Below are 24,713 nucleotides of genomic sequence, written 5' to 3' on the forward strand. Positions count from 1 at the left end.
GCCGCTCTGTTAATGCAATTCCTATAGTGCGCGCTGGCGCCGACTCGCTCCCGGTGAGTTTCCTGTTATCCGCTTGAACGCACGACTGAACGCCGCTTGGGAGGTGTAGCCCAAGCGCTGCGCCACTTCTTCGATTGGCAGTCTTTCCAGCGTCAGCCACTGACTGGCCAGGCGCATCCGCAGTTCGGTGGCGTAGCGCAGCGGCGGGGTGCCGAGGGTGCTCTGGAAGCGTTCGGCAAAGACCGAGCGTGAGGTGTTGCACAGCGTTGCCAGTTCAGCGACGCTCCAGTCGCGCCCCGGTTGTTGGTGCAGGGCCAGCAAGGCCTGCGCCAGGCGAGGGTCGCGCAGGGCGGCTACGAGACCGGAGGCATTGCCGCAAGCGCATTCGACCCAGCCGCGAACAATCATTGCCGCCACTACGTCGGCAAGGCGCGCGAGAATGCCGGCAAAGCCAATGCGCGCTGCGCTGACTTCGCGTTCCATGGTCGCGAGAATCGGCATGAGTCCCGGATAGCGCTGGCCGCCGGCGTCGATCAGCATAAGACCCGGCATCAGCCGACCGAGGCCTTGCAGGCTGCCGAGTTCGAACTCCATACAGCCACTGAAGAGCAGGGCGCTATCGGGCGAATCGGCGCTGTGCCCGACCTGCACCGCGCAGACCGTATCGCCGAGTGGCGCGGCGACGGCGCTGTCAATGTCCTGTACTTCAGCTCCAGCGTGTGACAGCAACTGGTGCGCGGCACCATGAGCAATGAATACCGCATTGCCTGCTGACAACTCGTACAGGCTGCCGTCCTCCAGTCGCAATACCGTCGATCCAGCGGCGACGAAGTGGAAATACGCATGGCCCGATTTGTCGCTGAAACCCAGACCATACGGCGGACCGGCGTGGATCCGACGATATTGCACGCCACGCAAACGCATGCTGCGCAGCAACTCGGTGATGAGGTCTGAGGACACAGAGAAGGAATCAATGCTGCTCATATTCGGGGTTTCGATCAAAAGTTCAAGACTGTGCATCATAGATCATCCGGTTTGCCGCCAATAGACTGCCCTCTCGAAATGTCCGAGGGAGTCTTGAAATGAATGAACGTGTAGGTGATGGGCGAACTGACGGGGAGCCGCTGGTGCCTGCGTGGATGGCGGTGTTTTCACTGGCGATGGGTGTGTTTGGCCTGCTCACGGCGGAATATCTGCCGGCCAGCCTGCTGACGCCGATGGCGCTCGATCTCGGCGTCAGCGAAGCGCTGGCCGGGCAAGCGGTGACGGTGACCGCAGTGGTGGCGCTGTTTGCCGGATTGCTCGTACCGGGGTTGACGCGCAGCCTTGATCGGCGCCTGGTCTTGCTCGGTTTCTCGGCACTGATGATCGCATCGAATCTGCTGGTCGCGTTGTCGTCCAGCCTCGCAGTGTTGCTGATCATGCGCATCCTTTTGGGCATAGCTCTGGGCGGATTCTGGAGCATGGCGGCGGCCGTGGCGATGCGCTTGGTGCCGGCGGCGCTGCTGCCGCGTGCGCTGTCGATCATCTTCAGCGGGATCGCCGTGGGGACCGTGGTGGCGGTGCCATTGGGCAGTTATCTCGGCGGTCAGTTTGGCTGGCGCAGTGCGTTTTTCGCAGCTGCGGCGGTTGGCGTGGTGACGCTGGTCTTTCAAATGTTCACGCTACCCAGTCTGGCGCCGCATCGTCCGTCACGCCTGCGCACGGTGCTTGAGGTGTTGCTGCGACCGGGCATTGCCATTGGCATGTTTGGCTGTGTATTGGTGCACACCGGTCACTTTGCGTTGTTCACCTACATCAGGCCATTTCTGGAAAGCACCACCGGCGTCGGCCCGCAGACGCTGGCACTGATGCTCCTTGGTTTCGGCGTGGCGAACTTTGCCGGCACGCTGTTCGCCGGCTGGCTGTTGCAGCGCAATCCACGCGCAACACTGGTGCTGATGCCGGTGTTGGTGGGCGTTGCTGCTCTGGCGTTGGTCGGGTTACCGGCGTCGGTCACCGGGCAGGCGTTCCTCTTGGCGCTGTGGGGGATGGCTTTCGGTGGCGTGCCGGTCGCATGGTCGAACTGGGTGGCGCGCTCGATACCCAATCAGGCCGAAAGCGCGGGCGGCATGGTTGTGGCGTCCGTGCAGTCGGCAATTGCCGCAGGCGCCGCCGCTGGCGGTTCGGTGTTCAGTTTCAGCGGTATCAATGGCGTGTTTGTAGCGGCTGGAATTCTGATGTTGCTGGCCGCGTTGCTGATTGCCCTGAAGGTCAATGTCGATGTGCCCGAGCCTGGCTCAGCGGCTTTGCCAGTGCATTTGTGATTTGATCAGGGCGGGGCGGTGGCGAAGCACTGAAGCCCCGCCGATCCCTCTCTTCAACCGCGCTTCGGCAGTTTCCAGTCAGGCCGGATGAAATGGCAAGTGTAGCCATTCGGAATCCGCTCCAGGTAATCCTGATGCTCGGGTTCCGCTTCCCAGAACGGCCCGGCCGGTTCGATTTCGGTTACCACACGGCCCGGCCACAGCTTCGAGGCGTCGACATCGGCAGCGGTGTCTTCGGCGACGGCACGCTGCTCGTCGTTGAGGTAGTAGATCGCCGACCGGTAGCTCGGGCCAAGATCGTTGCCTTGACGGTTGGGCGTGCTCGGGTCGTGGATCTGGAAGAAGAACTCGAGGATCTGCCGGTAGCTGATTACCGCCGGATCGAATTCAATCTCGATGGCTTCGGCGTGGTTGCCGTGGTTGCGATAGGTTGCATTCGGCACATCGCCGCCGGTATAGCCGACGCGGGTTTTCAGCACACCCGGATAGCGGCGCAACAGATCCTGCATGCCCCAGAAGCAGCCGCCGGCGAGAATGGCAGTTTCGGTTTGAGTGGTCATGGTGTGTGCTTCCTCTCGAGACGATGGGGGATACCCACTGTTATGAGGGCGGGTTGAGAGAATCCAAGGTCACGCTTATCAGAATCGATCACTGGCCTGCTGATCAAGCGGCATGCAGGCGTGTCAACCAAAGCCAAAGAACGAACGCAGCTTGCTCGGTGACTTGCGCTCGTAGAACGGTTTGGTCTCCCTGAGGAAGTAATCACTCAGCCCGGCTTGTCCCGTCAGCACGCGGCAAAAATCAACCGGCCCGCCATCAGGGGCTGTGTCCGCAGCGACATTGCCGGCTTCGCGCATGACCTGTTCGATATCACCATCCGCTTCGATGCCAACGATCAGATGCGGCTTTTCATCAACCGAGGCGTCGTGCATCAGCGCCACGAACGCGCGTTTCACATTGGCGTGTTTGGCCAGCAGTTGCGAGAGCGAATGGACCATCGTCGATGGGTAGTCCGAAGGCTGTCCAAGCAACACGTTGGTTTCTTTTTCGACGGTACGCTGCGTGGCGGGCCGGCCGATTTCGCCTGAGAGCAGGCGTTGCACTTCCTCCGGAAGGAATTCCTTGCCGTACGGCGACTTCGGATTCAGAAAGAGCCGCGCGCCCAGCGTGATTTCGAACAATGATCGGGCCGGTATCTCCACATAGCTCTGCTCGCTGTCGATGGATTGTTGCAGCGTCGGCAGTGAGGAGAAGAACGGAATGACCGGCGTGCCATCCGGCTTCTGCCAATGAGCGATGCTGATATTGCTGCCGGCTTCGAGATTGACATGGCCTTGCGCCGCACCGGCGGTGCCGAGGATGTAGACGGTCGAGTCCAGCAGGGTGCGATAGAACTCAGGGCGATGCGCGGGTTCGTCCGCGGCCAGCCGGAGTGATGTTTCCAATGGGTTTTCTTGAGAAGTATCCATGAGGTCAGTCCGTTATTTTCAATGGAGAGTGATGGTTATCTGATCAGTTCGAGGAGACGTGCTGTCACGATGATAATCGCCAAAGATTTCGAATCCTGCGCCGTTCTAACCAAAAGCACAAAGCCAACTGTGGGAGCGAGCCTGCTCGCGAAGGCGTCGTGTCAGTCAAATAATGCACGACTGATCCACCGCTTTCGCGAGCAGGCTCGCTCCCACATTTGAATCTCGCGTTGGGTGCTATAGCAAACTCCACGAAACCCCAACATAAACCCCCATCCCTTCACCCGGGGTCGACCGCGCAGCATCCAGACCTTTGTCGTCATACCCCGGGGTGACCGTTGCCGCATAACGCTTGCCGGTCAGGTTGCGCATGTCGACCCAGCCTTGCCAGTCGCCCTTCGGCGCGTTGTAGCCCAGGGTGGCGCCGAACAGGGCGTAAGGGTCGGCGTAGTAGCTGTTGGCGTAGTCCACGGCAACTTTGGACACCAATTGTGTGTTCACGGCGGCGAAGAAACCCTGCGGCCAGTCGTAACGCAGTTCGCCCTGGTAATAATGCATCGGCAGGCCCGGCAGGCGGTTGTCGCCGAAGCGTTCGTCGTCGCGGTAGTGGAAGTCGCTGAAGGTGTAGGCCTGGCGCAAGCTCAACTGGCGGCCGTCGGCGGTGGTCCAGAGTTTGCTGTTGAGGCTGGCCTCGATGCCCTGGTGCACGGTCGGGCTGGCGTTGAGTTCGTAGGGCGTGACGGCGTTGGCGTCCGGCAGTACCGAGAGCAGTTCGTGACGAACTTGCGCGTAGTACCAGGCCAGGCTCCATTCGCCCAGTTTGCTGTCGCCACGGCCACCGAGTTCCAGAGTGGTTGCGGTCTGGTTTTGCAGTTCGACCGGGTCGCGCTGGGTGCCGGTGGCGGCGCCGTTGCCGGCAGGGAAGCGCACGTTGGAGCTGTAGATCAGCGACCACGGGTGCGGTGCTTCGACGGAGCGGCTGAGATTGCCGAACACTTGCACGTCGGGGGTGATCTGATAGCGCAGGCCGATGCGCGGTGCATAGTCCCAGTCGCTGAGACTGGTTTTGCCGCCGCCCTGCGGATAGGTCACGGCGCTTTCGCGGCGGGTGTAGATCGCGGCGAGGCCGGTGGTCAGCCAGAGGTCGTCGGCAATTTCCAGGTCATTGCCGAAATGCAGGACAGTGTCCGAACCCTGATAAGTGAAGTTGCGCATCCGCGTGCCCGGTGCATAGCTGGCGGTGTTGCCACTCGGGATGCGCACGAACTCGCTGGCGCCATCGTTGGGCAGGTGCTTGGTCACGCGCAGGCCGACATTGCTGCGGCTTTCCATGCCGAACAGGGTGTCGCGGCGCTTGTAGTCGAAGGTGCCGCTGACGTCGGTATAAGCCACTTTCAACCGGTTCGGGCCTTCGCGCAAATCCATCGGGTAGTCGTGGTAGACGAGGCCGGTCTGGATGCTCGAATCGTCGTCGAGGTAGAACGTGGTCTTGTTGCCGATGAAGGTGCTGCCGGGCTGCTTGCGGCTGTCATCGCGGGCCACATACGCCGGGTTGGCGGCCCGTGGGCTGTGTTCGATGGAATGCTTGGTCACGCGACCGGCGAGGTCGTTGTCGGTTTCGCGATAGCGGAAATAGAAGCGGGTTTCCAGATTCGGGTTGAAGCGATAGCCGAAGTTGGCGATCAGGCCTTTGCTCTCGCTGGCGGTGTGGTCCTGATAGCCGTCGGCATTGGCATCGGTCAGCGACACGTAGTAATCGAAATCCCCCAGCACTTGCCCGGAGCTGACCTGGCGCTGCTGATAGCCATGGCTGCCGGTGGCGTAGCGCACTTGCAGCTTCGGCGCGGTGTAACCGGTGTGACTGACGTAATCGATAGCGCCGCCCAGCGCCAGCGAGCCGCGATCGAAACCGTTGGCGCCGCGCAGCACTTCGACATGGTCGACCCACAACGGCTCGAGCAATTCATACGGTGTGCCGCCGGGGCCGGTGAGGGGCAAGCCATCCAGCATCGTGTAGAGCCCCGAGGCGTGGGCACCGGGTGCGCGGTTGATGCCTGAACCACGGATGGAAATCTTCACGCCTTCGTTGCCCGCCGACTGTGCATACACCCCCGGCTGATAGGCGAGCACATCCTGATTGCTGGCAACACGGCCCTGCAACGGCTGGCGCATGTCGACCACATTGGCGCCGCCGGGAACCTGCTCAAGGCGTTCCCGCGCTTCTTCGACCGCTGCATCGCTGCCACTGCGCTGATCTGCCGAAATCAGCACTTGCCCCAGCTGCAGACCTTGGGTCTCGGCCATCGCCGGGCAGGCCAGGGCCAGACCGAGCAGGGCAGTGGGCAATGATTTGGACGACGGCATCGAAAAAACTCCAGCAAACAGGGGATCGGGCAATGAACAGTGCGACGTCGGAACAATCTCAGGAAACACATGGCGACAGGGCTTTTTTGCCCGGCAATGGCAAACAACCGGGCGTGAACTAACCTCACGGATCAGGCCCTTCGGGTCAATAAACAAATTCAGCGGGCTGTTGAAGCGCGAGGACAGGTTCATGGCGAAAGACAAGAAGAAACCTGCAAAGGCAATCGAACGTCCGCGCTTGAAAAACAAGGACTATCTGCAACAGCTGCGCAAGCTGCACATTGAACTGGTGAAGCTGCAGGAGTGGGTCATCGCCAAAGGTGTCAAGGTGTGTATTGTTTTCGAAGGGCGCGACGGTGCGGGCAAGGGCGGGGTGATCAAGGCGATCACCGAACGCGTCAGCCCACGGGTGTTCCGCGTGATGGCATTACCGGCGCCAACCGATCGAGAAAAGAGCCAGATGCATGTGCAGCGCTACCTGCCGCATCTGCCGGCGGGCGGTGAGGTGGTGATCTTCGACCGCAGTTGGTACAACCGCGCCGGCGTCGAACGGGTCATGGGCTTTTGCACGGAAGAACAGGCTGACAAGTTTCTCAAGTCGATCCCTTGGGTGGAGAACGCCATCGTCGATTCGGGGGTGATCCTGCTCAAGTACTGGCTTGAGGTCAGTCCGGATGAACAGACCCGCCGGCTCGAAGCGCGGATCAATGACGGGCGCAAGACCTGGAAATTGACACCAATGGATCTGAAATCCTACAGCCGCTGGTTTGACTACTCACGAGCGCGGGACGAGATGTTCAAGCATACCGATACCGATTGGGCGCCGTGGAGGGTTGCCGACTCCAATGACAAACGTCGCGCGCGGCTGAACATCATCACTGATCTGCTCAGTCGCATCCCCTATGAAGAAGTCAAGCGCGACAAGGTCGAGTTGCCGAAACGGCAGAAGCCGGGCAAGTATCGGGAGCCGGATTATCCGTATAAGCGGGTGGCGGAGCGGTTTTGACATTTGCGGGGTTTTTGGGGGCTTGGCGGCCTTTGGGCCGGCCATGCTCTGGGGGTTTTGGGTGAATATCCGTTTTTGCGGTGTTGCGGCTGGCGGTTTCGCCCTTACGGCGAGTCACCTTTTTCAGACGCCAAAAAGGTAACCCAAAAGGCTTGCTCCTACGTTCGGCCCTCGCAGGCTCGGGTTCCTTCGCTACGGGACTGATCCGGGCGCAGCGGCTACGGTTTGCTTCGCTGCACCTCCTTCCGCTGTGTTCGACTTCGTCGAACGGTCGCTGCGCTCCCACGCCCGGATCAATCCCTCCGCTCAGCCTTCCGACGTCGCCCGTGGATCAAGATCAAGATCAAAAGCACTCGAGCTTGCGCTCATTGTTGAGTGGGGCGGCTTCGCCGCGGGCAGCTGCGCTGCTTTGGTTTTGTTTTTGTGGGAACGAGCCTGCTCGCGAAGGCGGCCTGCTGGTCAACGAATTTCTATCGATTCACCCGATCCAACTGTAGGAGCTGCCGAAGGCTGCGATCTTTTGATTTTGTTTTTCTGTGGGAGCGAGCCTGCTCGCGAAGGCGGCCTGCTGGTCAACGAATTTCTGTCGATTCACCCGATCCAACTGTAGGAGCTGCCGAAGGCTGCGATCTTTTGCTTTTGCTTTTCCGTGGAAGCGAGCCTGCTCGCGAAGGCGGCCTGCTGGTCAACGAATTTCTGTCGATTCACCCGATCCAACTGTAGGAGCTGCCGAAGGCTGCGATCTTTTGCTTTTGCTTTTCCGTGGAAGCGAGCCTGCTCGCGAAGGCGGCCTGCTGGTCAACGAATTTCTGTCGATTCACCCGATCCAACTGTAGGAGCTGCCGAAGGCTGCGATCTTTTGCTTTTGTTTTTCCGTGGAAGCGAGCCTGCTCGCGATGACGGAGGCACATTCAAATTCATTTGACAGATATACCGCTATCGCGAGCAGGGTCTCTCTCACAAGGTTTTGCGCATCACCCGTCCATCCGTCGTCTTCCCTGAACCTCTGTCGCGCTGATTTTTCTACCGGGTAAGTCCTCAGGAGATACCCATATGTTCGATCAGCAAAAGAAGGCATCACTGGCGGCATGGCGCAGGATGGCGGAGCAGGCCGAGGGCGATCTGGATCCGGAACAGCAGTATGACGAGTTGCTCAAGGCTGCGGATCAGATGGAGGAGCAAGGCCTGATCACCAGTGCCGAATGGCGCCAATTGGTGCGTGACGCCGGCAACGTTTTCACCCTGAACGAGGAACAGTCACAGCGCTGACAGCTGCCATCGGAGGAGATCCCATGCTCAGTTATCTGTTTATCGGCGCCAACGATGTCGAGCGTTCGGCGGATTTTTACAAGGCGATCCTGACGCCGCTTGGCTACCGGCATGATCGCGAAGAACACTACTGTTTTTACCTGCCCGATTGCGTCGACAAATCCAATGGCCCCGGCAGTGTGCACATCTCGAAACCGTTCAATGGTGAGCCGGCGACACAGGGCAACGGCATGATGCCGGCGTTTCGCGCCGACTCGCGGCACAAGGTTGATCAGGTGCACAAGGCCGGGCTCGACAGTGGCGGCAGCGACGAAGGCCCGCCGGGCACTCGCGAGGCCTATACGCCGGACTTTTACGTGGCCTATCTGCGCGACCCCGAAGGCAACAAGCTTGCTGTGTTCTACAGCGGCTGATGGATGGAGCCTGTTGATTCGGCCCTGATGGCCGCCCGCGCCCAGTTCGCGGTCACGATCAGCTTTCACATCGTGCTGGCGGCGTTCAGCATCGGTCTGGCGAATTTCCTCATGGTGCTGGAGGCGTTGTGGTTGAGGACCGGGCGCCAGGTTTATCTGGATGTCTATCGCTACTGGCTCAAAGTGTTTGCGCTGAATGTCGCAGTGGGCACGGCGTCGGGATTGATTCTGGAATATCAGTTCGGTCTCAACTGGTCGCGGCTGTCGGTGCAGGCCGGTGATGTCATCGGTCCGCTGATGTTCTATGAAGTGATGGCGGCGTTTTTCATCGAAGCGGGATTTCTCGGCATCATGCTGTTCGGCCTGAAGAAGGTCGGCCCGCGTTTGCACTTTTTTGCAACGTGTGCGGTGGCGGTGGGCTCGCTGATCAGCGCGTTCTGGATTCTTTCTGCCAATTCGTGGATGCAAACCCCGGCCGGCTATTCGATTGGCGCGGACGGGCGTTTCCTCGCCGAGGACTGGTGGGCAATCATCTTCAATCCTTCGTTTCCCTATCGCCTGGCGCACATGCTGCTCGCCGTGTTCATCGGCAGCGCGACGCTGATTGCCGGGATCAGTGCCTGGCAGTTGCGCAAGGCCCCGGGAAACCCGCGTGCTCGTCTGCAATTTTCCATGGCGCTGTGGGTGATTGCGCTGCTGATGCCGGTGCAGATTGTCGTCGGGGACCTGCATGGCCGGCATAGTTTGCAAGCGCAGCCGCAGAAAGTGGCAGCGATCGAAGCTTCATGGACGCGCCCGGCTCAAGGGGCAGGGGAGCCACTGCGCCTGTTCGCATGGCCGGATATGGACGAGCGGCGCAACCATTGGGAAGTCGCCATTCCACGCATCGGCTCCCTCTACCTGCAGCATGACCTGACCAGCACCATCGCCGCGCTTGATGAATTTCCGGCTGAGGACATCCCGCCCGTGGCGCCGGTGTTTTTCGCGTTCCGGCTGATGGTCGGGCTGGGGCTGTTGATGCTTGGGCAGGGTGTGGTCAGCCTGATCCTGCGCCGACGCGATCGTCTTTACTCATCGCCTCGCTGGCTGGGCGCGTGCGTGCTGCTGGCACCGGCCGGTTTTGTTGCGATGCTCAGCGGCTGGGTCGTCACCGAAGTGGGGCGACAGCCGTTTACCGTTTACGGATTGATGCGCACGGCGGACAGTCTGTCATCGGTGTCGAGGGCTCAAGTCGTCGGCTCGACCTGGTTGATTCTGCTGTTTTATCTGTTGATCTTCGGCATCGGTCTGTGGGTGTTGCTGCGCCTGTTGCGCGAGCCGCCTCAGGAGGTTCAACCCGGGCCGCAGCCCACGCTTGCCGACGAAACCGGGCACTGAGGAGTCGCAGACATGGACACCGACTGGCTGACGCTGTTGTGCGCTGCCGCATTGGCGTTCTCGGTGATGAACTACGTGGTGCTCGACGGCACCGATCTGGGCGTCGGCATGCTCATGGGCCTCACGCCTTGCAGCAAGCAGCGCAGGGCTATGGCGGTGTCGATTCTGCCGGTGTGGGACGCCAACGAAACCTGGCTGGTGCTCGGCGGCGGCGGGCTGCTGGCGCTGTTCCCGCTGGCGTATGCGATCTTGCTTCCGGCCTTGTACGTGCCGTTTATCGTGATGTTCCTCGCCTTGATCGCGCGGGCCATGGCGCTGGAGTTTCGCGATTACGCATCGAACGAGCGACGCAAGCGCATCGTCGACGGCGTGTTGGCCCTGGCTTCGCTGCTGACCGGGTTTGTCCAGGGCATGGTGCTCGGCACCCTCGTGAAAGGCGTTGCCCATCAAGGCGGTCAGTACATTGGCGATGGCCGCGACTGGCTGAATCCGTTCCCGGTGTTTTGCGGTTTGGTGCTGGTGCTCGGTTACGTCTGGCTGGGGACGTGCTGGTTGTACTGGCGCACCCTTGATGAACTGCAGCAGCACTCGGCGCGAGAGGCCCGCGTGCTGTCGCTGGTCGTTGTGGCGTTATTGCTGGTGCTGATCGCATGGACGGCGACGTTGCAGCCGCAATACGCCCGGCGGCTTGCCGATATTCGGCTGTGGTTGCCGGCAGGGCTCATCCTTGGTGCTCTAGGATGGGTATTCAGCAAAGGTTTTCACAGCCGCTTCGACTTCATCCCGCTGTTCGCCGCACTGGGCATTTTCGTCTTGGCTTTTGCGGTGATGCTGGTCGCGCTATTTCCTTTCATCATTCCGCCGGATCTGACCTTGAGCGAAGCAGCCTCAAGCCCCAACAGCCAGATCTTCATGCTGGTCGGATTCGCCGTGCTGATCCCCATCACCCTGGCCTACAACACCTTCGGTTTCCGCGTGTTCAGCGGCAAGGTGCGCGTTGCCAACGATGGTTGAGATTCACGTTACCCGACCTTTTTTGCTCACCAGCGACAGACGCGAAGCTCGTAGCAGATCAGCAAAAGCCGCCTTGTCGATCGGCCGACTCATGAAATAACCCTGCACCTCGTTGCATTGATCCTTGCCGAGAATCGCCAGTTGCTCCTCGGTCTCGACGCCCTCGGCCGTCACCGTCAGCCCCATGGCCTTGCCCAAGCCAATGATCGCCTGCACCACGGCACGATCGTTGGTGCCGCTGCTGATCGAGGCGATAAAGCGTTTGTCGATCTTGATCCCGTCGAACGGATAGGCGCGCAGATAACCGAGCGACGAATAACCGGTGCCGAAGTCGTCCATGTTCAGGCGTACGCCGAGCTCCTTGAGCTGGTTCATGGTGGTCAGCGCGCCATCGGTGTCGTTGAGCATCACGTTCTCGGTGATCTCCAGTTCCAGGCGGCTGGCCGGGAAACGCGTTTCCACCAGCACTTCGCGAACATCCTCGACGACATCGCTGAGGGCGAACTGCGCAGGCGAGAGGTTGACCGACAGCAGAATGTCATGGGGCCATTCCAGCGCGGTTTCGCAGGCTTCGCGCAGCACCCAGCGGCCCAGCGGTACGATCAGGTCGGTCTGCTCGGCCAGCGGAATGAACACGTCCGGCCCGAGCAGGCCCTGGGTCGGATGCTGCCAGCGCACCAGCGCCTCCACCGAAACGATGTGCTTGCCATCGACCTTGTAGCGCGGCTGATAGTGCAGGACGAATTCGTTGTGCTTGAGCGCATGGCGCAGGTCATCTTCCATTTGCCGGCGCGTCTGGATCTGATCGCTCATGTGCGCTTCGAAATAGCACCAGGTGTTCTTGCCGTCGGATTTGGCCTGATACAGCGCGATGTCGGCGTAGCGGATCAGATCGCTGGCGACGAAACCGTGCCGACGACTCAGGGCGATGCCGATGCTGGCGCCGATGTGCAGCGGATGCTGTTCGTAGAGGATCGGCTGATGCAGGCTGCCGATCAGCCGTGTGCAGAATTTGTCGATCTCGTTATGGCTGTCCATGCCATTGAGCACCACGACGAATTCATCACCACCGAGGCGGGCGACGAGGTCATGTTCGCGGGTGCATTCGCGCAGGCGCGTAGCGACTTCCTGAAGAACCGCGTCACCGGCAGGATGGCCGAGGGAATCATTGATCGGTTTGAAGTTGTCCAGATCGATCATCAGCAGCGACAGCGGTGGCGAATGTTCCTTCAACACCAAGACCTCGTCGAGATAACGCGCCAGTTTGTTGCGGTTGGGCAGACCGGTCAGGGCGTCATGCATCGACAGGTGCTGGATCTGCGCATGGGCGGCGACTTCGTCGGTGATATCGCTGGCAGTGCCGCGATAGCCGACGACGCTGTCCTTGTCGAAAATCGGCCGCGCCGAGAGCCGGCAGTGGCGTGGCTGCCCGGAGTGATCGCGATAAGTGCAGCGCAAATCGCCGGCGCTGTTTTCTTCGCTGAGTTTGCGCAGCCACAGCTCCAGTGGTGTGGTGTCGCAAGTCAGTAATTCGCCGATGTCCTGGCCCAGCCACAGGGCCTGCGGGTAGCCGGTAACTTCGCTGAAGCGCGCCGACAGATAGGTCAGCGACAGCTGATCATCAACTTCCCAGATCCAGTCCGACGCCGCTTCGGCCACGGCGCGAAAGCGTTCCTCACTGGCTTCGAGGGCATGATTGGCGGCTTCCAGTGCCTGATTCGACGCCTGCATCGCATGGATACTGTTATCGACGTATTGCGAAGAGCGCAGGGCGTGGCGGAAAAAGTATGCCGTCAGCAGCATCAGTACCAGAAACGTCGCGCCGAGCGGTGGCACCAGCGTCCACAACAATTGCTGACCGGGCCGTTGCAGGTCGGCGACCAGGCTGTAGCCGGTGCTGTCGAGGGGCACGCTTGGATGGCCTTTTTCAATGGTGTCGTCCGGGACCAGGGTCAGGTTCGTCAGGCCATAACCGCTGCCGATCTTGCGCAGTTTGGTCGGGGTCAGCTTGTCGACGAACACCAGCACCGAGGTGTTTCTCAATTCATCCAGCGGGCGCTCGTCGTTGGGAATGATCGCGGCAGCGGTGATCAGCGCCGGCCAGCCTTCGAACAATGAATAGCTACTGATCGGCTTGGTCAGATCAGGCTGGCTCAACACCTGCTCGACCAGTGCCGAGGCGGGCGCTTGCAGTACGCCGGATACGTCGGTTTCAACCATCTGCCCGCGAATCACCGCGTACTTGGTGCGATTTCGGTCAAGGACGAACACGCCGTCGTAGCCGTCGCTGGTGAACAGGGTCTTGCCCATGTTCTGTTCGGTATAGGCCCAATTGACGTCAATCGGCCCGCTCAAGGCCTCATAGGCGCGGGTCCAGTAGGCGTAACTGGTGATGTAGTTTTTCGACGCGGTGACGCGGTTTTCCACGGCGCGCACGGAATAGAACTGGTTCTGTTCCAGGTCTTTCGCGTCAAGGGAATTGGCAATGCCAAGCAGGGTGCTGATCGCGGCAATGACACCCGCAACAAACAGTGCGCCAACGGCGATGGCCAGGCGCCGGGTCACGGCGCGTTGCGGGGTGGGGATTGGCTGCGCAGGGAGAGTAACGGCCATGTGCTCGTCCTTGATCCGGTGTCTTCTGAATCTAGAACAATGGCGAGCGCACAATGTTCAGATTGTTGTTATTGGTATCGCCTGGATTTTTTCAAAGTGTAGCGAATCCGATGGAATTTCCAGAACCGCCGGCCAGCGGCGAATCCCGAAAGGGCGAGACTTCCCGCACAAAAACCGGATAATGGCCGCCATTCGTTTAGCCGTATTCTGGTAATCCCGCATGGAAATCAAGGTCAACTTTCTCGACAACCTTCGACTTGAAGCCAAGTTCGACGACTTCACGGTGATCGCCGATCAGCCCATCCGCTACAAGGGCGATGGCTCGGCACCGGGACCGTTCGACTACTTCCTGGCGTCGTCGGCCTTGTGCGCGGCTTACTTCGTCAAGCTGTACTGCGACACGCGCAATATTCCGACAGAGAACATTCGCCTGTCGCAGAACAACATCGTCGACCCGGAAAACCGCTACAACCAGATCTTCAAGATTCAGGTCGAATTGCCCGCCGACATCTCGGACAAGGATCGCCAGGGCATCCTGCGTTCCATCGACCGCTGCACCGTGAAGAAGGTGGTGCAGACCGGCCCCGAGTTCATCATCGAAGAAGTCGACAACCTCGACGCCGATGCCCAGGCCTTGTTGATGCCGCAGTCCGATTCCCAGGCTGGCACCTACATCGCCGGCAAGGACCTGCCGCTGGAACAGACCATCGCCAACATGTCGAAGATCCTTGCCGACCTCGGCATGAAGATCGAAATCGCCTCGTGGCGCAACATCGTGCCCAACGTCTGGTCGCTGCACATTCGCGACGCGCATTCGCCGATGTGCTTCACCAACGGCAAGGGCGCGACCAAGGAAGGCGCACTGGCGTCGGCGCTGGGCGAGTTCATCGAGCGCCTCAATTGCAACTTCTTCTATAACGACCAGTTCTGGGGCGAAGACATCGCCAACGCCGAATTCGTCCATTACCCGGACGAGAAGTGGTTCAAGCCGGGTCCTAAGGACGAATTGCCAAGCGAGACTCTCGACGAATACACCCTCGGCATTTACAACCGCGACGGCGAACTGCGCGGCTCGCACCTGTACGACACCAACTCCGGCAACACCCAGCGTGGCATCTGCTCGCTGCCGTTCGTGCGCCAGTCGGACGGTGAAGTGGTGTACTTCCCGTCCAACCTGATCGAAAACCTCTACCTGAGCAACGGCATGAGCGCCGGCAACACCTTGGCCGAAGCGCAGGTGCAGTGCCTGTCGGAAATTTTCGAGCGCGCAGTCAAACGCGAAATTCTCGAAGGCGAAATGGCCCTGCCGGACGTACCGCAAGAGGTACTGGAGAAATACCCGAGCATCCTCGCCGGCATCAAAGGCCTGGAAGAGCAGGGTTTCCCGGTGCTGGTCAAGGACGCCTCGCTGGGCGGTGAATTCCCGGTGATGTGCGTGACCCTGATGAACCCGCGCACCGGCGGCGTCTTCGCCTCGTTCGGCGCGCACCCGAGCCTGGAAGTCGCGCTCGAACGCAGCCTGACTGAACTGCTCCAGGGCCGCAGCTTCGAAGGCCTTAACGATTTGCCGCAGCCGACCTTTTCCGGCCAGGCAGTCACCGAGCCGAACAACTTCGTCGAGCACTTCATCGATTCCAGCGGTGTGGTGTCGTGGCGCTTTTTCAGCGCCAAACCAGACTTCGAATTCGTCGAGTGGGACTTCTCCGGCCAAGGCGAAAACTCCAACGCCGAAGAAGCCGCGACCCTGTTCGGCATCCTCGAAGACATGGGCAAGGAAGTCTACATGGCGGTCTACGAGCACATCGGCGCCAAGGCCTGCCGCATCCTCGTGCCGGATTACTCGGAGATCTACCCGATCGAAGACCTGATCTGGGACAACACCAACAAAGCCCTGCAATTTCGCGCCGACATCCTCAATCTGCACAACCTCAGTAAGGTTGGCCTGCGCAATCTGGTACAGGGCCTGGAACGCAGCGAGCAGGATGACTACACCGATATCACCACGCTGATCGGCATCGAGTTCGATGACAACACACCATGGGGCAAGCTGACGATTCTGGAACTGCGTCTGCTGATCTACCTCGCGCTGCAGAAGTTTGACGAGGCCAAGGATCTGGTTGAGGCGTTCCTGCAATACAACGACAACACTGTTGAGCGCGGCTTGTTCTATCAGGCTGTGAATGTGGTGCTGGAGATGGAGCTGGACGAGGATCTCGAGCTGGAAGACTACGAGGCCAACTTCCGTCGGATGTTTGGTGACGAGCGTATGGATGCGGCGATTGGGTCGGTGAATGGCAGTGTGCGTTTTTACGGTTTGACGCCAACGAGCATGAAGCTGGAAGGGCTGGATCGGCATTTGCGCTTGATCGAGAGCTATAAAAAGCTGCATGCGGCGCGGGCGGGTGTGGCGGCTTTGTCGCGTTGAAGAGCTGGCTCAGGACGTTTCGCTTTCGGCGTGAGTGTGGCTGCGAGGCTTGAACCGCAGCCCCTCACCCCAGCCCTCTCCCGAGGGAGAGGGAGCCGATTTGTGTGGTGTTCAAAACCTGCATTCGACTCGGTATCTCGGGCCGGCGTACTTCGCATGTACAACTCGGTCAGTTCCCTCTCCCTTTGGGAGAGGGCTAGGGTGAGGGGCTTTGGCTTTCGCGGCCATGCGCTGAATCCGCCAACTGCCCCGTATCCACCCGCACAAACACCGAATCACCCACTGCCGTCAGCACTTCCCCCGCATACACTTCGCAAATCACCCGGGTCTTGCGCCCGACTTCGCCTTCGACCCGTGCGCGCAAGAGCAGCGGTACGCCCATCGGCGTTGGCTTGATGAACTTGATCCCAAGGTTACCGGTGACGCAGTCGATGCGCGGCAGGCTGCCGGCTTCGCGGTTTTCTGCGCGGTAGTGCCAGGCCATGGCGGTCCAGTTGGAGTGACAGTCGACGAGCATGGCGATCAGCCCGCCGTAAACCAGATCCGGCCAGCCGCAATATTGAGCTTCGGGCATATGCTCGGCGATGACGTGGTTGCCGTCCTCATCCCAACGACTTTTTACGTGCAGGCCTTGCGGATTGCGGCCGCCGCAGCCGTAACAAACGCCTTCGGGGGCGGCGAGGTCTTGCAGCGGGGTGTCGTGGCTGGACATGGCTGGGTTCATCCTGGAGTGGCGAGGCCGGACAGGCGCAAGCGGTTGCGTCCGCCGCGTTTGGACTCGTAGAGCGCGGCGTCGCCAAGTTCGATCAGCGCCGCGAGACTGGCCGGCGGTTTGTCGAACAGGGTGGCGCCGATGCTCAAAGTCACCGCGGCGGACGTGGGATAGGTGTGCGACGCCAAGGCCAGAAACTGTTCGCGCAAGGCATTGCCCAGTTCAAGGATAGCTTCGGCTGAGGCGTTGTTGAGCAGCATCAGAAACTCATCGCCACCCAGCCGCGCCGTCAGCGCATGGGGCGGCAGCTGGGCGCGGATCATCTCGCTCAGAGCAATCAGCAAGCGATCACCGGCGATATGCCCGTACTGGTCGTTGACCAGTTTGAAGTTGTCGATATCGATCAACAGCAACGCACCCGGTCTTTGCGCGGAGACACCGGCCAACAGGCGTGGCGTGCGTTTTTCCAGGGCCCGGCGGTTGTAGAGGGCAGTGAGTGGATCGCGCTCGGCGAGGCGGGCGATCTGCTTTTCCCGGCGATAACGCTCGGTGCCGGTCATCGACAGGGCGATCAACATGATCGCCATCGCGCCTTCGACCAGCGAGATCTGAATGATCTCGCCGCGAAATGCCGCCAGATCGATCAGCGTGCCGGGGATCACCACGGTCAGGGCCTTGGCCACATAAAAGATGCCGTGGCCGAGCAGCACATAGCGCAATTGCACCGCGCCAACGCTCAACGACTTGCCGTGTGGACGCAACAGCGAACTGGCCTTGAGTGTCGGGATCGCCACCAGCAGCGAGTTGGCCACCAGCATGGCCTTGGACCACAGCGGGCCGTCCGGCAACATCAACATGATCAGCCACGTCGCGAAAATCAGGTACCACGCCGGCGACAGTCGGGTCTGGGTGAAGCGCGCCACACCGAGCAGGAAAAAGAAGTGCGCGGTCACCAGCAGGCCGTTGGCGAACCAGATGCCGAGCAGCAGAAAACCGCTGCTGCGCAGCAGCGCCAGGGTGGAACCGATGGTGATGGTGGCGAAACCGGCGCTCCAGAACAGTAGCGAAGGCTCACGGATGCTGCGCCACTCGACCGCCAGGTACAGCGCGGCAGCGGCTGCGAGGGCGATCGTGATGGTCAGCATCGTTGGCGGGTCGAGCGGCATTTCCGGGCAAGCCTGTTTGTATGGCAATAGGCCTGCGATTGTAAGCGTTTGGTCAGGTTTTTCGCAGGGGGCGCGTTGCCGGGCAGACCACTGGCGCTTCAGCGGTCACTCTTGCGGGCTTAGCCAGGTGTTTACCACGCGGCGATCGAGCTCTTCCCAATAGGCCATGCCCAGCACCCGCGTGGTGTTGAGCCCGCGCAGATAACCGCGCAGTTGCTGGGCAGTGTCGCGGATCACTTGCGCATCGCGGGCGTTTTTGTCCAGCAGGATGCTTTCGTACTGCATCAGGTATTCGGCTACGCGGTCGCGATATTCGGGCAGCACGGCGTCACGGATCAGATCAAACGTTCTCAAGGCGAGACCCTCATCATTTTTCTTGAATGTGCTCAGTGTGCATCAGTCTGCGCGACGCGCAACTATTGCTGGAAGTAATAGTGACCATCAAGAAACGCAAGTTCTGCTTTGCCGGCGATCGGCGGAAAATCGCCTCCATCGAAGACGCAGCTCAAGGAAATTGCGCGATGAACATTCTGACTCGACTGGCAATGATCGCCCTGCTGATGGGCGGGGTGGTTACTGCACCGGCTTACGCAGACGACGCCCGGTCGTGTCACCTGCAACCCATCGCCGCCAGCGCCTCGGCGTTGCAGCACACGCAGACAGTGGGTGTGTTGTTGAGCGAAAACACGTTGCAGAACCTGCAATACCTGGAGCGCTACCACGACATGGCGCTGAACGGTGCGAAAGACGCACTGGATTCGCGTATCCGCGACGCCTTTGTCGGCAGCTCCGACCCGGAACTGGCCCTCGACTGGCTGGTGAGTTCGCTGCAACAGCAGTTCGTCTCGGTGACCGTCTACGACAATCTGGATGCGCTGGTTCAGGCCCATCCGGACGTGGTGGTCAAGCTCGACACGTTCAACCGCTTGCTGACTCAGCGCAACAGTTTGGTCGAGGCGCGCTTCTCTGCACGGTTCTACGACGCCGACCTGCAATACATCGGCAAGGCCGAGGGGGCGATTGAGCAAGAGTTGCCTTCGGTGTGGGTGCACAACCAGGCGGCGCCACAAATCGCCGCGCAGATCAATCAGCAGCGTGACCTGCAACTCAATGCGCTGAAGCAATTCGATGTGTCGCTCAAGGCCCTGGTGGCGTCGAGCTGATTCTCAAAACGTAAATGGCAACGGCGGCGCCGTGAAGTCGAACCGTTGCCGGTTGAACCGAACCTTTATTTTCAGGATTTACCCCATGCGTCCTTTATTCGTGCCAGCCATGGCTTTTGTTTCCCTGTTGCTCGCCGGTTGTGCTTCGGCGCCGAACGATCCGACCCTGACGTTGCAGACCAGCAAGACGCCGGCGCAGTACGCCGAGTGCGTGGTGCCGAAGTTGCAGGGCAGTGCGTTGAATCCGACGGTTTCGCAGAGTCAGCGCAGTTATCGGATTGTGGTGCCGAGCAAGGTGTCGGCGGATAACGTGCTTGAGGCGTACAAGGCGGGGAAGGGTGGCAAGGTGTTCATTTATGAACGGCATTTGCTGGCGTCGAATTTGTTGCCTTCGAGTTTTGAGCGGGCGGCTCAGGATTGCATTTGATCTGAGCGCTTGACGGGTTTTGACAGAGCTCCTTTGGTTGGCCGCAACCAACCAATTTTTTGGCCCCACACTGGTTTTCGGTTGTGGGGTTTTTTTTGGGTCTTGGCGGCCTTTGGGCCGACCATGCTTTGGGGGTTTTGGGTGAATATCCGTTTTTTTGGGTGTTGCGGCTGGCGGTTTCGCCCTTACGGCGAGTCCCTTTTGGCAAACGCCCCAAAAGGAACCAAAAGGTCTTCGCCCTGACGTTCGGCCCGCTCGCTGGGGCTCGGGGTTCCTTCGCTCCGGGATCGATCCGGGCGCAGCGGCTACGGTTTGCTCCGCTGCACCTCCTTCCGCTGTGTCTGGCTGCGCCAGACGGTCGCTGCGCTCCCACCCCCGGATCAATCCCTCCACTCAGCCTGCCGACGGGCTCCAGGATCAAAAGCTTTCTCGAGCTAACGCTCATCGTGTTGGGTGGCGGGACGGCCTGCTTGGTTTGCTTTTGCTTTTCTGTGGGAGCGAGCCTGCTCGCGAAGGCGGCCTGACAGCCGACCGTTTTCTCACTGCATGCATCCGATCAAAACTGCAGGAGTGAGCCTGCTCGCGATGGCTGTGTATCAGGCAACACGATGATGATTGGGGAGTGTTCTTTTGTCTTGCGATCCGGTTTCTCCAGGGACGGCCCTCACCCTAATCCTCTCCCAGAGGGAGAGGGGACTTGGTCGAGGTGTTTGTTGAAGATGCGCCGACCTGAGACTCTGCGTCGAGCTCGTTCTTGGATTCAACGAAGATCGGCTCCCTTTCCCCCTCGCCCCCTGGGGGGAGAGGGCTGGGGTGAGGGGGCTGGATTTCACTGACTCAACGCAATCTGCAGCCTATCCCAAACAACCATTCACCCGGTCACACACCCAACCGGCACTTTCCCCGCAAACGTATCAACCAGACTCGCCACGACCATTTCCCCCATCCGCGTACGCGTCTGCAATGTTGCGCTGGCCCGATGCGGTTGCAGCACCACCTGTTCGTTACCAAACAACGCTTCCGGCACATTCGGTTCATCGACAAACACATCCAGCCCCGCCCCGGCGATTTCCCCAGCCGAAAGCGCGGCAACCAGATCCGTCTCATTCACCAGTTTGCCCCGGGCGACGTTGATCAGATAACCGTCCTTGCCCAGCGCTTGCAGCACTGGGGCGTCGATGATCGCTTCGCCCTTGTCCGCTGCGGCGGCGAGGATCAGGGCGTCGCTGTCGCCGGCCAGTTGTTTGAGGTCGGCGACGAAGGTGTGGGGGACGTCGCTCATCGGTTGCAGGTCGGTGTAGCTGATCGGGCAGCCGAAGGCGGCGGCGCGGGTGGCGATGGCGCGGCCGACGCGGCCCATGCCGACGATGCCGATGCGCATGCCGGAGACTTGTCGGGCCAAGGGCAGCGGGGCGAGTGGGGTCGGGCTTTGTGGCCATTGGCCCGAGCGCACGTAGCGGTCGCTGGTGCACAGGCCGCGACAGACCGAGATGAGCAGGCCGATGGCGAGGTCGGCGACGTCTTCGGTGAGGGCGCCGATGGTGGCGGTGACGCGGATGCCGCGGTCGCGGGCGTAGGCCAGGTCGACGGCGTCGGTGCCGACGCCGTTGACCGCGACCACTTCGAGGTTCGGCAGCTGCGCCATCAGCGCTTGGCTGATGCCAGTGTGGCCGCCGGTGATGACGCCGCGAATGCTGGCGCCGTGTTCCTTTATGTAGGCGGGTTTGTCCGCTTGCTGGAAGTAGCGGCGTACGGTGAACAGTTCGTCCAGACGCGCGTTGATTTGCGGGATCAGGATCGGGCTCAGTTGCAGGATTTCTGGCTTCATGGCTACCTCGTTACGCAATAAAAAGGCCGGCTCAACCGCGGCCGGCAAACGGCATGGCGCTGGCCATGACGGTCATGTTCAGGACGTTGGCTGACAGCGGCAGGCCGGCGATGTAGCGCACCGCGTCGGCGACGTGTTTGACGTCGACCATCGGTTCGACGGCGATGCTGCCGTTGGCCTGGCGTACGCCTTTGGTCATGCGCACCGACATTTCCGTCAGGGCATTGCCGATGTCGATCTGGCTACAGACGATGTTGAATTCGCGGCCGTCCAGCGCCAGGGATTTGGTCAGGCCGAGCACGGCGTGTTTGCTCGCGGTGTAGGCGCTGCTGAACGGGCGCGGTGTGTGTGCGGAAATCGAGCCGTTGTTGATGATTCGTCCGCCCTGCGGCTGTTGTTTGCGCATCAGCCCAAACGCGCCGCGAGCGCAGAGAAAGACACCGTTGAGGTTGGTGTCGATCACGTTGCGCCACTGCTCGAAGGTCAGCTCGTCCAGCGGCACGGCGGGGGCGTTGACGCCGGCGTTGTTAAAGACCACATCGAGGCGCCCGTAGACCTCGGCAATGGTCGCGAACAGCACGTCGACACTGGCCGGATCACGCACGTCGGTGGGCACCGCCAAGGCTTGATAACCCTGGCTCAGCGCCAGTTCGGCCAGCGCTTGCAAGGGCTCGGGCCGGCGACCGGCGAGCACGAGGGTGAAGCCGTCGGCCATCAGGCCCAGCGCCACAGCGCGGCCGATGCCACTGCCGGCGCCGGTGACCAGCGCAACTTTCAAAGAGGTCGTCATATTGTTGTTCTCCTTTTTTCTCAATCCGCTGGAATCAGGGCCGTGGGCCGACGCGCATTTCCAGGTGGCCGATGCCGTCTATGCCAGCGCTGATCACGTCGCCCGGTTGCAGGCTGTCAACGCCGGCGGGGCTGCCGGTCATGATCAGGTCGCCGGCGCGCAGGGCCACGGATTGCGAGATGCGCGCGATTACTTCACTGACCGACCAGATCTGGCTGTCGAGATTGTCGCGCTGGCGTTCTTCGCCGTTGACGTTCAGCCACAACTCGCCCTCGGGATGGCCGCTGCGGCTCACCGGGACGACGGCAGTCATCGGCGCGGCGCCGTCGAACACCTTGGCGCCTTCCCACGGCAAGCCGTTGCTCTTGGCTGCGCGTTGCACATCGCGGCGGGTCAGGTCGAGGCCGGCGGCGTAGCCCCACACGTAGGCGAGCGCTTGATCCTCGGGGATATTGGCGCCGCCTTCACCAATTGCGACGACCAGTTCGATTTCGTGAACGAAGTCCTCGCACACTGAGGGGAAGGCGATGTCGCCGACGGCGTCGACCACGCAGCTCGGCGGTTTCATGAAAAACACCGGCGGCTGGCGCGACTGGCCTTGAGAGTCCGGCCATGGGTAGTTGCGGCCGACACAGAACACCCGGCCGACGGGGAAGCGCTGCTCGGTGCCGAGTACCGGCAAGGTCACCGGCAGATCCGGGGTAAAGACGTATTCGGTCATGTTCATCCTGCGGGTCATCCTGTTTGAAAGGGCAGCGTACGGCGGCTGGCGTCGGCGAAGTTGGACGAAAGCCGCCTGTGTTTGGACAAATCCGGGTTCTTGCCTCAGCGCACCTTCAGCTCGATGCGATACAGGCGTCCGAGCAGTAACGAATAGGAGAGGGTGCCGATCAGCGCGACGCCGCCAATAAACCAGAAGGCATAGGCGAAGGTGCCGGTGGCGTGGACGATGGCGCCGATCACGATCGGCGTGACGATGCCGCCGATGTTCGCCGCCAGGCTGGTAATGCCGCCGGTGAGGCCGATCAGCTCTTTCGGCGCGACTTCCGATACTGCCGCCCACGACGAGGACGCGATGCCCTGGGCGAAGAAGGCGATGGTCAGCACGGCGATGCAGATCAGGTTGGAATCGGTGAAATTCACCAGCACGATCGACATGCCCAGCATCGAACCGACCACCAGCGGCAACTTGCGTGCAAACGACATCGAGTAGCCGCGACGGATCAGCAGATCGGAAACGATGCCGGCCAGCAGAATCCCCACCGTCGCACCGACGAAGGGCAGCACGGCGAAGATCCCTGCCTTGATCATGGTCAGTTTGCGTTCTTCGATCAGGTAGGTCGGGAACCAGGTAAGAAAGAAGTACAGCGCCGAGGTGCTGGCGAACTTGCCGATGCAGATCGCCCAGATCTGCCGATAGCTGAACAGCTCGGCAATCTGCCGCCAGTTGAAGCGGGTGCGCTCCTGGCTGCTCTTGACCAGACCGCCGCCGGTTTCGATGTACTTCAATTCTTCCTGGCTGACTTTCTTGCAGTTCAGCGGATCGCGATACAGGTACAGCCACAGCACACCGAAGACGATGCCGAGTGCGCCGGTGCTGTAAAACACGTGCCGCCAGTCAAAAGTGGTCGCCAGCCATAACAGCGCGCCGGTGAACAGCGCCGTGCCGAGGTACTGGCCGCACACGTAAATGCTGCTGGCCATCCCGCGTTCCCGCGCCGGGAACCACACCGTCACCGCGCGGCTGTTGGCCGGAAAAGCCGGGGCTTCCATGGCGCCGACCGCCAGGCGCAGGCCAAACAGCGAGGCAAACCCCGTGGCGAAACCCTGGCAAACGGTGACAGTCGACCAACTGATCAGCGAAACGCCGTAGGTGAAGCGCGAGCCAAACCGATCAGCGATGAAGCCGGCCGGCACCAGCGCCAAGGCATAGGTCCAGGCGAACGCGGAAAAAATCAGGCCCATCTCGATCTTGTCCAGGCCCAGATCCTTGGCCATGAACGGCGCGGCAATCGAAATGTTCACCCGGTCGATGTAATTGATGATCGTCGCAATCAGCAGCAACGACAGCATGAACCAGCGCCGCCGCGTAGGCAGGCGCTGCGCCGTAACGGCATCGCGTGCACCGGCAATCACCGGCGGCACCGTGGCACTGGAAGAATGGGAGTTGGACATGCGGAGACCTCGTTATTGTTAGAAGAGTCGAGATTTTTCGAGCAGCCGATGCCGTTGCCCGCAACGTGTGGGGCAAGGCAATCGAACGGGTTGCAGCGCGGCTTTCAGACGTTCAGGAACGTCTTTGTGCGATTGATTTCAAGGGGAGGTCGGGCGGGGCGGCGAGGGGAAATAGCAGGATCATGACGTGCGCACC

At 60.8% G+C, this 24,713-nt stretch carries 22 protein-coding genes; 10 read left to right on the forward strand and 12 right to left on the reverse strand.

Annotated elements, in window-relative coordinates:
- Nucleotides 1–21: 21 nt before the first annotated feature.
- On the reverse strand, nt 22–1,020 hold the full coding sequence (locus PS14A_RS10805) for an AraC family transcriptional regulator (RefSeq protein WP_212616296.1): 999 nt from the start codon (nt 1,018–1,020) through the stop codon (nt 22–24).
- A 62-nt stretch (nt 1,021–1,082) separates the two neighbouring features.
- On the opposite strand from PS14A_RS10805, the gene PS14A_RS10810 reads away from it, so the two are divergent.
- Nucleotides 1,083–2,306, forward strand: coding sequence for an MFS transporter (locus PS14A_RS10810; protein ID WP_212616142.1), 1,224 nt, complete (start codon nt 1,083–1,085; stop codon nt 2,304–2,306).
- A 53-nt stretch (nt 2,307–2,359) separates the two neighbouring features.
- Here the strand turns inward: PS14A_RS10810 and msrA are convergent, their stop codons facing one another.
- The 3 genes from msrA to PS14A_RS10825 all read right to left on the reverse strand — a co-directional run bounded on the left by msrA (nt 2,360) and on the right by PS14A_RS10825 (nt 6,139).
- Nucleotides 2,360–2,866, reverse strand: a complete 507-nt coding sequence (msrA, locus tag PS14A_RS10815; protein WP_071172004.1) for a peptide-methionine (S)-S-oxide reductase MsrA — start codon at nt 2,864–2,866, stop codon at nt 2,360–2,362.
- Between the two features lie 123 nt (nt 2,867–2,989).
- Nucleotides 2,990–3,775, reverse strand: coding sequence for an enhanced serine sensitivity protein SseB (sseB, locus tag PS14A_RS10820; RefSeq protein WP_212616143.1), 786 nt, complete (start codon nt 3,773–3,775; stop codon nt 2,990–2,992).
- Nucleotides 3,776–4,012: 237 nt separating this feature from the next.
- Nucleotides 4,013–6,139, reverse strand: coding sequence for a TonB-dependent receptor (locus tag PS14A_RS10825; protein ID WP_212616144.1), 2,127 nt, complete (start codon nt 6,137–6,139; stop codon nt 4,013–4,015).
- Between the two features lie 190 nt (nt 6,140–6,329).
- Here PS14A_RS10825 and ppk2 point away from each other — a divergent pair, with 190 nt between their 5' ends.
- The 6 genes from ppk2 to cydB all read left to right on the forward strand — a co-directional run bounded on the left by ppk2 (nt 6,330) and on the right by cydB (nt 11,218).
- Nucleotides 6,330–7,145, forward strand: coding sequence for a polyphosphate kinase 2 (gene ppk2 / locus PS14A_RS10830; protein ID WP_130912183.1), 816 nt, complete (start codon nt 6,330–6,332; stop codon nt 7,143–7,145).
- A gap of 250 nt (nt 7,146–7,395) precedes the next feature.
- On the forward strand, nt 7,396–7,755 hold the full coding sequence (locus tag PS14A_RS10835) for a hypothetical protein (RefSeq protein WP_212616145.1): 360 nt from the start codon (nt 7,396–7,398) through the stop codon (nt 7,753–7,755).
- 443 nt (nt 7,756–8,198) lie between these two features.
- Complete coding sequence (locus tag PS14A_RS10840) at nt 8,199–8,414, forward strand: hypothetical protein (RefSeq protein WP_212616146.1); 216 nt, start codon at nt 8,199–8,201, stop codon at nt 8,412–8,414.
- Nucleotides 8,415–8,437: 23 nt separating this feature from the next.
- Nucleotides 8,438–8,827, forward strand: coding sequence for a VOC family protein (locus PS14A_RS10845; protein WP_212616147.1), 390 nt, complete (start codon nt 8,438–8,440; stop codon nt 8,825–8,827).
- Nucleotides 8,828–8,830: 3 nt separating this feature from the next.
- On the forward strand, nt 8,831–10,204 hold the full coding sequence (locus PS14A_RS10850) for a cytochrome ubiquinol oxidase subunit I (RefSeq protein ID WP_212616148.1): 1,374 nt from the start codon (nt 8,831–8,833) through the stop codon (nt 10,202–10,204).
- A 12-nt stretch (nt 10,205–10,216) separates the two neighbouring features.
- On the forward strand, nt 10,217–11,218 hold the full coding sequence (gene cydB / locus PS14A_RS10855) for a cytochrome d ubiquinol oxidase subunit II (RefSeq protein ID WP_212616149.1): 1,002 nt from the start codon (nt 10,217–10,219) through the stop codon (nt 11,216–11,218).
- A gap of 3 nt (nt 11,219–11,221) precedes the next feature.
- Here the strand turns inward: cydB and PS14A_RS10860 are convergent, their stop codons facing one another.
- Nucleotides 11,222–13,831, reverse strand: a complete 2,610-nt coding sequence (locus PS14A_RS10860; RefSeq protein WP_212616150.1) for an EAL domain-containing protein — start codon at nt 13,829–13,831, stop codon at nt 11,222–11,224.
- 220 nt (nt 13,832–14,051) lie between these two features.
- Here PS14A_RS10860 and PS14A_RS10865 point away from each other — a divergent pair, with 220 nt between their 5' ends.
- Complete coding sequence (locus PS14A_RS10865; protein ID WP_212616151.1) at nt 14,052–16,256, forward strand: OsmC domain/YcaO domain-containing protein; 2,205 nt, start codon at nt 14,052–14,054, stop codon at nt 16,254–16,256.
- A 196-nt stretch (nt 16,257–16,452) separates the two neighbouring features.
- Here the strand turns inward: PS14A_RS10865 and PS14A_RS10870 are convergent, their stop codons facing one another.
- The 3 genes from PS14A_RS10870 to PS14A_RS10880 all read right to left on the reverse strand — a co-directional run bounded on the left by PS14A_RS10870 (nt 16,453) and on the right by PS14A_RS10880 (nt 18,488).
- The gene (locus PS14A_RS10870) at nt 16,453–16,968 is read right to left on the reverse strand and encodes a PaaI family thioesterase (protein ID WP_212616152.1); all 516 of its coding nucleotides are present in this window, start codon (nt 16,966–16,968) and stop codon (nt 16,453–16,455) included.
- Between the two features lie 8 nt (nt 16,969–16,976).
- A complete protein-coding gene (locus PS14A_RS10875) occupies nt 16,977–18,134 on the reverse strand; it encodes a GGDEF domain-containing protein (protein ID WP_073474876.1) in 1,158 nt (385 codons plus the stop codon).
- A gap of 105 nt (nt 18,135–18,239) precedes the next feature.
- Nucleotides 18,240–18,488 (reverse strand): hypothetical protein, encoded by a 249-nt coding sequence (locus PS14A_RS10880; RefSeq protein WP_212616153.1) that lies wholly within the window; start codon nt 18,486–18,488, stop codon nt 18,240–18,242.
- A gap of 167 nt (nt 18,489–18,655) precedes the next feature.
- Between PS14A_RS10880 and PS14A_RS10885 the strand changes: the two genes are divergently transcribed.
- Both PS14A_RS10885 and PS14A_RS10890 read left to right on the forward strand, forming a co-directional pair.
- Nucleotides 18,656–19,297, forward strand: coding sequence for a class II glutamine amidotransferase (locus tag PS14A_RS10885; RefSeq protein ID WP_051600691.1), 642 nt, complete (start codon nt 18,656–18,658; stop codon nt 19,295–19,297).
- Between the two features lie 85 nt (nt 19,298–19,382).
- Entirely contained in the window at nt 19,383–19,724 is a 342-nt protein-coding gene (locus PS14A_RS10890) for a hypothetical protein (RefSeq protein ID WP_130911692.1), read from the forward strand.
- A gap of 871 nt (nt 19,725–20,595) precedes the next feature.
- Here PS14A_RS10890 and PS14A_RS10895 read toward each other — a convergent pair.
- The 4 genes from PS14A_RS10895 to PS14A_RS10910 all read right to left on the reverse strand — a co-directional run bounded on the left by PS14A_RS10895 (nt 20,596) and on the right by PS14A_RS10910 (nt 24,517).
- Nucleotides 20,596–21,552, reverse strand: a complete 957-nt coding sequence (locus PS14A_RS10895; RefSeq protein ID WP_212616154.1) for a 2-hydroxyacid dehydrogenase — start codon at nt 21,550–21,552, stop codon at nt 20,596–20,598.
- Between the two features lie 31 nt (nt 21,553–21,583).
- Complete coding sequence (locus PS14A_RS10900; protein ID WP_137213404.1) at nt 21,584–22,342, reverse strand: SDR family oxidoreductase; 759 nt, start codon at nt 22,340–22,342, stop codon at nt 21,584–21,586.
- Between the two features lie 34 nt (nt 22,343–22,376).
- Complete coding sequence (locus PS14A_RS10905; RefSeq protein WP_212616155.1) at nt 22,377–23,069, reverse strand: fumarylacetoacetate hydrolase family protein; 693 nt, start codon at nt 23,067–23,069, stop codon at nt 22,377–22,379.
- A gap of 98 nt (nt 23,070–23,167) precedes the next feature.
- Nucleotides 23,168–24,517 (reverse strand): MFS transporter, encoded by a 1,350-nt coding sequence (locus tag PS14A_RS10910; protein ID WP_122507058.1) that lies wholly within the window; start codon nt 24,515–24,517, stop codon nt 23,168–23,170.
- Between the last annotated feature and the right edge of the window lie 196 nt (nt 24,518–24,713).

The sequence above is a fragment of the Pseudomonas sp. 14A genome (assembly GCF_018132745.1).
Lineage (GTDB): Bacteria > Pseudomonadota > Gammaproteobacteria > Pseudomonadales > Pseudomonadaceae > Aquipseudomonas > Aquipseudomonas mercuritolerans.

Excerpts from the sequence above, each read along its gene's own strand:
- PS14A_RS10805 (WP_212616296.1), bottom strand. The coding sequence starts at position 1,020 with ATGCACAGTCTTGAACTTTTGATCGAAACCCCGAATATGAGCAGCATT.
- PS14A_RS10860 (WP_212616150.1), bottom strand. The coding sequence starts at position 13,831 with ATGGCCGTTACTCTCCCTGCGCAGCCAATCCCCACCCCGCAACGCGCC.
- PS14A_RS10865 (WP_212616151.1), top strand. The coding sequence starts at position 14,052 with ATGGAAATCAAGGTCAACTTTCTCGACAACCTTCGACTTGAAGCCAAG.
- sseB (WP_212616143.1), bottom strand. The coding sequence starts at position 3,775 with ATGGATACTTCTCAAGAAAACCCATTGGAAACATCACTCCGGCTGGCC.
- PS14A_RS10870 (WP_212616152.1), bottom strand. The coding sequence starts at position 16,968 with ATGTCCAGCCACGACACCCCGCTGCAAGACCTCGCCGCCCCCGAAGGC.
- PS14A_RS10910 (WP_122507058.1), bottom strand. The coding sequence starts at position 24,517 with ATGTCCAACTCCCATTCTTCCAGTGCCACGGTGCCGCCGGTGATTGCC.
- PS14A_RS10840 (WP_212616146.1), top strand. The coding sequence starts at position 8,199 with ATGTTCGATCAGCAAAAGAAGGCATCACTGGCGGCATGGCGCAGGATG.
- PS14A_RS10900 (WP_137213404.1), bottom strand. The coding sequence starts at position 22,342 with ATGACGACCTCTTTGAAAGTTGCGCTGGTCACCGGCGCCGGCAGTGGC.
- PS14A_RS10885 (WP_051600691.1), top strand. The coding sequence starts at position 18,656 with ATGAACATTCTGACTCGACTGGCAATGATCGCCCTGCTGATGGGCGGG.
- PS14A_RS10895 (WP_212616154.1), bottom strand. The coding sequence starts at position 21,552 with ATGAAGCCAGAAATCCTGCAACTGAGCCCGATCCTGATCCCGCAAATC.
- PS14A_RS10905 (WP_212616155.1), bottom strand. The coding sequence starts at position 23,069 with ATGAACATGACCGAATACGTCTTTACCCCGGATCTGCCGGTGACCTTG.
- msrA (WP_071172004.1), bottom strand. The coding sequence starts at position 2,866 with ATGACCACTCAAACCGAAACTGCCATTCTCGCCGGCGGCTGCTTCTGG.
- cydB (WP_212616149.1), top strand. The coding sequence starts at position 10,217 with ATGGACACCGACTGGCTGACGCTGTTGTGCGCTGCCGCATTGGCGTTC.
- PS14A_RS10875 (WP_073474876.1), bottom strand. The coding sequence starts at position 18,134 with ATGCCGCTCGACCCGCCAACGATGCTGACCATCACGATCGCCCTCGCA.
- PS14A_RS10845 (WP_212616147.1), top strand. The coding sequence starts at position 8,438 with ATGCTCAGTTATCTGTTTATCGGCGCCAACGATGTCGAGCGTTCGGCG.
- PS14A_RS10810 (WP_212616142.1), top strand. The coding sequence starts at position 1,083 with ATGAATGAACGTGTAGGTGATGGGCGAACTGACGGGGAGCCGCTGGTG.
- PS14A_RS10825 (WP_212616144.1), bottom strand. The coding sequence starts at position 6,139 with ATGCCGTCGTCCAAATCATTGCCCACTGCCCTGCTCGGTCTGGCCCTG.
- PS14A_RS10850 (WP_212616148.1), top strand. The coding sequence starts at position 8,831 with ATGGAGCCTGTTGATTCGGCCCTGATGGCCGCCCGCGCCCAGTTCGCG.
- ppk2 (WP_130912183.1), top strand. The coding sequence starts at position 6,330 with ATGGCGAAAGACAAGAAGAAACCTGCAAAGGCAATCGAACGTCCGCGC.
- PS14A_RS10890 (WP_130911692.1), top strand. The coding sequence starts at position 19,383 with ATGCGTCCTTTATTCGTGCCAGCCATGGCTTTTGTTTCCCTGTTGCTC.